The sequence below is a fragment of the Jiangella ureilytica genome, from assembly GCF_004348545.1.
In the GTDB taxonomy this organism is placed as follows: domain Bacteria; phylum Actinomycetota; class Actinomycetes; order Jiangellales; family Jiangellaceae; genus Jiangella; species Jiangella ureilytica.
In genome coordinates this window covers 1-8,701 of record NZ_SMKL01000126.1, presented here as the reverse complement: position 1 = coordinate 8,701, position 8,701 = coordinate 1, and the positions used below count along the sequence as shown (strand labels likewise).

The 8,701-nt window shown below is 72.7% G+C and carries 8 protein-coding genes and 1 rRNA gene; 4 read left to right on the top strand and 5 right to left on the bottom strand.

The genetic code is table 11. From position 1 onward, the window contains the following. Positions 1–6 precede the first annotated feature (6 nt). Both rrf and E1212_RS28550 read left to right on the top strand, forming a co-directional pair. Positions 7–123 (top strand): 5S ribosomal RNA (rrf, locus tag E1212_RS28555). 292 nt (positions 124–415) lie between these two features. Next, positions 416–1,519, top strand: coding sequence for a Y-family DNA polymerase (locus E1212_RS28550; RefSeq protein ID WP_338033812.1), 1,104 nt, complete (start codon positions 416–418; stop codon positions 1,517–1,519). A 2-nt stretch (positions 1,520–1,521) separates the two neighbouring features. Here the strand turns inward: E1212_RS28550 and E1212_RS28545 are convergent, their stop codons facing one another. Continuing rightward, positions 1,522–2,439, bottom strand: coding sequence for an AEC family transporter (locus E1212_RS28545; protein WP_131988854.1), 918 nt, complete (start codon positions 2,437–2,439; stop codon positions 1,522–1,524). Between the two features lie 226 nt (positions 2,440–2,665). Between E1212_RS28545 and E1212_RS28540 the strand changes: the two genes are divergently transcribed. Continuing rightward, entirely contained in the window at positions 2,666–4,228 is a 1,563-nt protein-coding gene (locus E1212_RS28540; RefSeq protein WP_131988852.1) for a M28 family metallopeptidase, read from the top strand. 86 nt (positions 4,229–4,314) lie between these two features. Here the strand turns inward: E1212_RS28540 and mptB are convergent, their stop codons facing one another. Then, on the bottom strand, positions 4,315–5,850 hold the full coding sequence (gene mptB / locus E1212_RS28535; RefSeq protein ID WP_131988850.1) for a polyprenol phosphomannose-dependent alpha 1,6 mannosyltransferase MptB: 1,536 nt from the start codon (positions 5,848–5,850) through the stop codon (positions 4,315–4,317). Between the two features lie 145 nt (positions 5,851–5,995). After that, a complete protein-coding gene (locus E1212_RS28530) occupies positions 5,996–6,991 on the bottom strand; it encodes an aldo/keto reductase (RefSeq protein WP_131988848.1) in 996 nt (331 codons plus the stop codon). A gap of 97 nt (positions 6,992–7,088) precedes the next feature. Between E1212_RS28530 and E1212_RS28525 the strand changes: the two genes are divergently transcribed. Beyond that, positions 7,089–7,817, top strand: coding sequence for a TetR/AcrR family transcriptional regulator (locus tag E1212_RS28525; protein ID WP_131988846.1), 729 nt, complete (start codon positions 7,089–7,091; stop codon positions 7,815–7,817). Positions 7,818–7,924: 107 nt separating this feature from the next. Here E1212_RS28525 and E1212_RS28520 read toward each other — a convergent pair whose 3' ends face one another. After that, positions 7,925–8,362, bottom strand: a complete 438-nt coding sequence (locus E1212_RS28520) for an alpha/beta fold hydrolase (protein ID WP_131988844.1) — start codon at positions 8,360–8,362, stop codon at positions 7,925–7,927. Continuing rightward, positions 8,359–8,701 (bottom strand): alpha/beta fold hydrolase (locus E1212_RS28515; RefSeq protein WP_203417366.1); only part of this gene is annotated, 343 nt, incomplete at its 5' end. The genes E1212_RS28515 and E1212_RS28520, both read right to left, overlap by 4 nt.

The following is an 8,701-nucleotide window of genomic DNA, read 5'->3' as shown; positions in this document are numbered from 1 at the left end:
AGATGTGCCGGCGGTCATAGCGGCGGGGAAACGCCCGGACCCATTCCGAACCCGGAAGCTAAGCCCACCAGCGCCGATGGTACTGCCCTCTAGCGGGGGTGGGAGAGTAGGACACCGCCGGACACTTGCGTCAACGAAGGCCCGCACCGGGACACGGTGCGGGCCTTCGTCATGTCCGGGCCCCGGCGCCACGGCTCCGCGGATTCGGCTCCGGATCCGGGAACCCGGCGCTGCTGCGGCGGCGTTCACCAGATGAAGGGCTTCCCCGCCGGGGGTAAGCCCTTCGCCACGTTCCGGGCGCAGAGCGCGGCCGAATCCGTCTCGAGGATCACCCGCGGCGTCGGGCAGGCCATGGAGCGCAGGTCGGGGCGCGCCACCGGACGCCAGTTCGAGATCGTCGGAGCCGACGCCTAAGCTGGATGCCATCGACGACGAACCCGACACCCTCGTCGCCTGGCCGGCCGAGGACGACCAGTTCGCCCGGGCGCTGCCGGGCGGACCGCTGCTGCACGTCGACGCCGACGCGTTCTTCGCCTCGGTCGAGCAGCGCGACGACCCGTCTCTGCGCGGCATCCCCATGGCCGCCGGCGAGGTCGTCATCGCCTGTGCGAGCTACGAGGCGCGCGAGTGGGGCGTCCAGGCCGGCATGTCGGTCGGCAACGCGCTCGCCGTCTGCCCGCAGCTGCGCGTCGTTCCGCTGCGCGACGACGCCTACGCCGAGGCCAGCGCACACCTGTTCGGCATGTTCGGCCGGTTCGCCGGCCGGGTCGAGGCGGGCTCCATGGAAGAGGCGTTCCTCGACACCCGTGCCACCAGCTGGGCCAGCATCGACCACCTCGCCACCACCGTCCAGCGGGCCATCTGGCACGAGATCGGCCTGCCCGTCACCGTCGGCGCCGGGCGCACCAAGCTCATGGCCAAGCTCGCCTCGCGGTCGGCGAAGCCGCGCGGGCTGCGCGTCATCCGGCCCGCCGAGGAACGGTACCTCCGGCCCGCCCTGCGCATCGACGAGCTCTGGGGGGTCGGCGAGGTCACCCGCGAGCGGCTGCGCCAGCACAACATCCGCACCGTCGGCGACATCGCGCTCGTTCACCCCGAGGTGCTGCGCGACATCGCCGGTACCCTCATGGCCCGCCGGCTCGGCGACATCGCCGCCGGCACCGACGACGCCAGTGTGCGGGCCGCGCGGCCGCGCAAGTCGTTCAGCGTGCAGCGGGTCGTCCCGCGCGGCAGCGCGGTCGACGTCGCCGGGCTCACCGACGAGCTGGCCGGCCGGCTCCGCGACGCCGAGCTCACGTGTACGGCCGTCGCCGTCCTGATCCTCTATGCGGGCAAGCTCGAGCACCACGGCCGCGCGCGGCTGCGCGAGCCCACCGACCACGCCGCCGCGCTGGCCGCCGCCGTCGCCCCGCTGGTCGAGGCCGCCACCGCCCGGCGCATCGAGCGGGTCGGCATCACCGTCACCGGCCTGCAGCCCGCGGGCGCGGCCGTCCAGCTCACGCTCGACACCGGCTTCTAGCGCTACCTCAGCAGCGCCGTCACCAGCACCAGCACCGGCAGCGACAACACCGTTGTCACCAGCACCGCCTCGCGCACCAGTGTCTGCGCCTGCCCGTAGCGCATCGCGAACGTCAGCGCGTTCTGCGCCGTCGGAAGCGCGGACAGCACGACCACGGCGAGCAGTTCCCGCGCCGACAGCCCCAGCGCCAGCCCGAGCAGGTACGCCACCGCCGGATGCACCAGCGTCTTCAGCACGACGGCCAGCGCCAGCGGCCGCCGGTCCGGGCCGCGGCCGGGCCAGGTGCTGCCACGCAGCGAGATGCCGAACACCATGAGCACCGACGGAATCGAGATCGCGCCCACCAGGATGAACGGCTCCATGATCGGCCCCGGGACCGTGACGCCCGTCGCCGCGACGACCACGCCGGCCAGCGACGCCACCGTGATGGGGCTCTGCAGCGGGGTGAGGAAGCGGCGCCACACCGGCGTCGACGAGCCCTGACCGGCGAGGTCGAGCACCGTCAGCGCCACGGGTACGATCACCACGGTCTGCATGAGCAGGATCGGCGCCACCAGCGTCGCGTCGCCCAGCACGTACGCCGCGATCGGGATGCCGAGGTTGCCGGCGTTGACCAGGCACGAGCAGAGCACGCCCAGCGTCGAGTACGACACGCTCCACCGCCGCCACAGGCCGGCCAGCGCGAACACCGCCGCCACGATGACCACACTGCCGCCCGTCGCGATCAGCGGCTCGGCGACGATGACCCCGAGGTCGGCCTCGGCGACGGTGTGGAACATCAGCGCCGGGCTGGCCACCCAGAACGCGAGCCGGGTGAGCACCATGGGCCCGGCCGGGCCGAGCAGCTCGGTGCGACCGAGGACGTAGCCGACGCCGATGATGACGACGATGACGGCGAAACCCGTGACCACGCTCGTCATGCCGTCCGCAGCTCCTCGATTATCGAGACCTCCACTCTGAAGATTGCCAGCCGCACCCTGAACCGGTCCAATCGAGCCGGCCGCGCGCCGGATACGGACGTAACGGAACGAATTCGTCAGCCGCCGCCTCTTCTGAAAATCCGCACCGCCGTCTAGTGTCTCGCTCATCGATCTTCCGGCCGTTCGGCGGAAGTACCGGAAACCTGTGTGCAGGAGGTTGCCCGAGATGACGAGACGACCACGCCGCGTCGCGGCCGTCGCCGGAGCCGGCGTACTGGCCGCGGCCTGTCTCATGACGGTCCCCGCGGAGGCGGCCAACGACAAGGTCACCATCCGCCACATGAACAAGCTCATCACGCTCGAGAACGTGATGGACCACATCGAGGCGATGCAAGAGATCAGCGACGACAACGGCGGCAACCGCGCCTCCGGGCTGCCCGGCTACGAAGCCTCCGTCGACTACGTCGTGGAGCAGCTCGAGGCCGCCGGGTACACGCCGGAGGTCCAGGAGTTCGAGTTCGACTACTTCGACGAGCGCTCCGAGCTCGAGCGCATCTCGCCCGACCCGCGGGTCTTCGAGGAGGGCAGCGAGTTCATCCGCAACGAGTTCGACACCGGCTCCCCGGAGGGCGAGGCGACCGGGCCGCTGTTCCCCGCGGACATCCGGCTGGACACGCCCGGCCCGCCGCCGCTGCCGGACAACACCTCGACCAGCGGCTGCGAGATGAAGGACTTCACCGGCATGGCGCCGGGAAGCATCGCCCTCGTCCAGCGCGGCACCTGCGGCTTCGCCGTCAAGGTGCTCAACGCGCAGGCGGCCGGCGCCGCCGGCGTGGTCGTCATGAACGAGGGCCAGCCCGGCCGCGACACCGGCCTCGTCGGCATGATCGGCGACGCCACCGGCCTCACCATCCCCGCGGTCTTCGCGCAGTTCCAGGCCGGGGCGAGCCTGGCCCAGACCCCGGGCGCGACCGTCCGGGTCAAGGTCGACTACGACGCGGACGTGCGCACCACCTGGAACGTCTTCGCCGAGACCCGCAAGGGCAACCCGGACAACGTCGTCATGGCCGGCGCGCACCTCGACAGCGTCCACGACGGCGCGGGCATCAACGACAACGGCAGCGGTAGTGCGGCGCTGCTCGAGACCGCGATCCAGATCAACCGGCAGAACCTCAAGAACCAGGTCCGGTTCGCCTGGTGGGGTGCGGAGGAGTCCGGCCTGCTCGGCTCGAACCATTACATCGAGACCCTGCCGCAGGCGGAGCAGGACAAGATCGCGCTGTACCTGAACTTCGACATGGTCGCCTCGCCGAACTACATGTTCGGCATCTACGACGGCGACAACTCCGGCGGCACCGCCGCGCCGGGGTTCATCCCGGAAGGCTCGGCGCAGATCGAGGACGTCTTCGAGCAGATCTACACCCGCCGCAACCAGCCGTTCAACGACAGCGAGTTCTCCGGCCGGTCCGACTACGGCGCGTTCATCGCCGTGGGCATCCCGGCGGGCGGCCTGTTCACCGGCGCCGAGGGCGCGAAGTCCGAGGCGCAGGTGGAGATGTACGGCGGCCTGGCCGGCGTCGCGTACGACCCCTGCTACCACGCGCCCTGCGACAACCTCAACGGTGAGGGCCAGGACGAGGCGACCTACGACGCGCTGGCGGCGGAGTACGACCTCGTCGGCAACGTCAACACGGAGGCGCTGGACATCAACGCCGACGTCATCGGCTCGGCCGTGCTGACCTTCGCCTACGACACCTCGACGGTCAACGGCGTCAAGCCCCGCCGCTAATCACCGCACACACAACGCGCGAACAGTCGCGGTACCAGCGCAACCAGGACTGACCAGGTGGAGGGGGCGGGGGTGCGGAGCCGGCGTCAAGAGCGCACGCGGCATGCTTCACCGCCGCGAAGCGGAGCCGGCGCAGCATCCCCCGCCCCCTCCACCGGACCCACCCTCGAGCGCGAGGGGGCCCGCGCCGGATCGCGCTGATCACCAACCCACCAGAACGTCAGCGCCAACGCGACCACGACCAGCAGCAGGGTCAGCGGCAGCAGGCCGTGGTGCCAGCGCGTGAGCGGGTCGGGCAGCGCGGTGAAGCACAGCGCCACGCTCAACGCGATCAGCCAGCGGTGCCCGACGATGCCGGCGCAGGCCGCCAGCAGGGCCAGTCCCCACGACAGGTACCACGCGTGGATGACCGGGGCGGCCAGCGCCAGCACGACCAGCGCGCTGCCCACCAGTACGCCGGCCCGGCGGGCCGGCGTGTGCGGCTCGCCGCCGCGGAAGATCAGCCAGCCGATGACCGCCGCACCGGCCAGCGCACAGACGACGCGCGACCAGTCGAGCAGCTCGCGGAACGTCACGCCGCCGGTCGTCAGGGTGATGAACCCGTACGCCACGCCTGCGACCGCGGCCGGGACCGTATAGAGGATCTCCACCTTGCCCGGGGTGTCGAGGGCCGCGATCCAGCCCCATCCGTCGGGGACGGCGGCAGCTGCGGCCAGCGTGACGGCGGCCGTCACCGCCAGCGCCGCGGCGGTGCCCGCCCAGCGGGCCTCGCGCTGCCGGAACCGGGCCAGCAGCACGTAGCCGACCAGGACCAGGCCCGGCAGCTTGATCGCGAACGCGAGCGCCGCCGTCAGCGCCGCGAGCCACCACCAGCGCTTGCGCACGGCCAGCAGCACGACCGGCGCGAGCGTGCCGACCAGCACGTCCAGGTGCACGCCGCCGACCAGGTGCAGCACGACGATCGGGTTGGCGGCGACCAGCGCCACCGCGGCGGCCTGCGAGCCGGGCCGGGCCAGCCGGGCGACGGCGACGGCGCCGGCCACGACCGCGGCGATGGACAGCACCCGCAGCAGCAGCACGAACGGCACGTGCGAGGCGCCCGTGATATCGGCGGACCAGCCCAGCAGGCTCAGCGACAGTGGACCGTACGGCGCCGGCGTCATCCGCCAGATCGGCGCCACGGGATCGAGCAGCGGACCGGCGCCGAACACGATCGGCCCGGTCAGGTAGGGGTCGATGCCGACGTTGAGCAGCTGGCCCTGCGCGACGTAGGAGTAGGCGTCGAGGCTGAGGATCGGCTGCGCCAGCAGCATCGGCAACGTCCACACGACCGCCGTGCGGACCGCCCACCGCACGTCGACGATCTGGTCGCGGGCCAGCAGGTACAGCCGCACGAAGATCAGCGACAGCGCCGTGATGCCGAGCAGCGCCACGACGCTCCACGCCGGCCGCCCGTGGTCGGCGGCCCGCCACAGCCCGAGCGGGCCGTCGGGCAGGATCACCCCGGGGATCGGACCGGCCAGGGTGACGGCGACCGCGATGGTCGTCGACGCGGCCGCCCCGCCCACCAGCGTGGCACGGGGGGAGTCGCGCAGCCGACCCGCGGCGGACGTGAGGGACATCGGGCTCCTGCCGGTCACGAACAGCAGAGTCAACCGTCACGAAGCCAGACGCCGGCGTGGAGCGGACTGCGGATCCATGAACGGCGCGAGGCCGACGGGTGAATGCTCCCGCCGGCCCGGCCGAGCCCGCGCGAATGGAGCGGCGTCAGCGCTCGCTGTCGAGGTGCGCGTACGCGTAGGCCGCGTACCGGTCACCGGCGGCGGCGCCGGCGGGGACGGCCTGCTCGATGCGGGCGAGGTCGGCGTCGTCGAGCACCAGTTCGGCGGCGCCGAGCGACTCGGCCAGCCGCTCGCGGGTGCGCGCGCCCACCAGCGGGACGATGTCGGCGCCCTGGGCGGCGACCCAGGCGATGGCCACCTGCGCCACCGTTACGCCCTTCTGCTCCGCGACGCCGCGCAGCGCCTCGACCAGCGCGAGGTTGCGCTCGAGGTTGCCGTCCTGGAAGCGCGGGCTGCTGCTGCGGAAGTCGCCGGTGGTCAGCTCGCGGTCGGGCCGCCAGTGGCCGCTGAGCAGCCCGCGCGACAGGACGCCGTACGCCGTCACGCCGATGCCGAGCTCGCGGGCGGTGGGCAGGATCTTCTCCTCGATGCCGCGGGAGAGCAGGGAGTACTCGATCTGCAGGTCCGAGATGGGGTGGACGGCGGCGGCGCGCCGCAGGGTGTCGGGGCCGACCTCGGAGAGCCCGATGTGGCGGACGTAGCCGGCCTGCACGAGCTCGGCGATGGCACCGACGGTGTCCTCGATCGGTACGTCGGGGTCGAGGCGCGACGGCCGGTAGACGTCGATGTGGTCGGTGCCGAGGCGGCGCAGGCTGTAGGCGGCGAAGGTCTTGACCGCGGCCGGGCGGGCGTCGAACCCGATCCAGGCACCGTCCGGACCGCGCAGGCCGCCGAACTTCACGCTGATGACGACGTCGTCGCGACGGCGGCCACGCAGCGCGTCGCTGAGCAGGAGCTCGTTGTCGCCCATGCCGTAGAAGTCGCCGGTGTCGAGCAGGGTGAGGCCTGCGTCGAGGGCGGCGTGGATGGTGGCGATGGACTCGTCGCGGTCGGCCGGGCCGTAGAGGTCGGACATGCCCATGAGACCGAGGCCGAGCGCGGAGACGGCGGGTCCGGTGCTGCCGAGCGGGGTGGTGCGCATGGAGTGCTCCTTCGTCATGCATGTTTCCAGTGCTAACGAGCTGACGTTATCACTGATTCGATAACGACGCTAACGCAATGCTGTTATCATTGATTCCATGAGCCCTGCCGACAGCGGCGACACCCGCGACCGCATCTTGCGCGCGGCCGCCGAGCTGCTCGATCGCGAGGGTCGCGAGGCGGTGTCGACCCGCGCGGTCAGCGCGGCGGCGGGCGTGCAGGCGCCCACGCTGTACCGGATCTTTGGCGACATGACCGGCCTGCTCGACGCCGTCACCGCGTACGCGTTCGAGGAGTACCTCGAGGACAAGCGCGCGCTCTCCGAGACCGACGACCCCGTGGCCGACCTGCGCCGCGGCTGGGACCAGCACGTCGGCTTCGGCCTCGCGCGGCCGGCGTTCTACGTGCTCATGTACGGCAACGGCCGGTCGGCGGGCGAGTCCCCGGCCGGCCGCGAGGCGGCGGCGAACCTGCGCCGGCTGGTCGGCCGGGTCGCCGCGACCGGCCGGCTCACCATGAGCGTCGAGCGGGCCGCCGAGTTCGCCCACGCCACCGGCGTCGGCGTCGTGCTGACCCTCATCGCGACCCCCGAGGCCGAGCGCGACCTCGCGCTGTCGGAGCTGGCCCGCGACAGCGTGCTGCGCACCCTGGTCACCGACGCCGAGCCGGTCAGTGCTCCGGCGCCCGGCGACCCGGTCGCCGGGCGAGCGACGGCGCTGCGCGAGGCGCTGCGCACCGCACCCAGCGGCGAGGACGGCGACGGGCTCACCAGCGCCGAGCGCGCGCTGCTCGACCAGTGGCTGGAGCGCCTCGCCGGCCGGCGGTGACTCACTCCCCCCAGGAGTTGATCTTGGAGTGACCGCGGAATCAACCGGGCGAATCGGGCCGCGATCGCCCCGTTACTCCAAGATCAACCTTTGCGGGGCGGGCCGGCTCACGCGAGCCGGGCGAGCCAGTGCCCGACGAGGTCGCGGAACGCCTCGGGCTGCTCCAGCGGCAGGTAGTGCCCGGCAGCGGGGACCACGGCGTACGCGCCGTCGGGGTAGCGCTCGAGGGCGGCGAACTGGTCGGCGTACCCGGCGACGAGGTCCTGCCGCCCCGTCAGCAGCGCCACCGGTCCGCCGTACCTGGCCGCCGAGTCCTCGTCGGAGAGCTGGAAGCCGGCCGGCCGGAGCCGGCCGAGGAAGTCGTCGTCGCCGGTGAGCGCCGCGGCGACGACCTCGCCGATCCGCGTCGTGACGGCCGCGCTCCGGTGGCCGAGCGCGGTCGTCAGGTGGTCCGCCAGACCCGGCGGGACCCCGTCGAGCCAGCCTGGCGGGGGTGGATCGACCGGCGACGGCGGAAGCGTGCGGTCAGCGGGCGCGATCCTCACCCCCGAGCAGACGAGCAGCCGGCCAGCGCCACCGGCTCGGGGCCGAACTCCGCGTCCAGCAGGTTCACGACCGCCGCGCACACCGCATCCGACGTCGGCTCACCGCCCGTGCCCGGCAGGTCGGCGTAGATGCGCCGCCACCCGTCGCGGCCGGTGAACGCCGGCTCGAACGCCGCGACCATCGAGCTGCGGTCCAGCCCGAACCAGGGCAGGAGGAGAAGCGGGCGGCCAACGCCGCGTGTCTCGTACGCCAGCACCATGCCCGGGGAGCCTAGTCGAGCCGCCGGGGGCGAGTTGCTGCGCCGGCGCCGGGTCCCGCTCGCCCCTGCGGGCATCGTC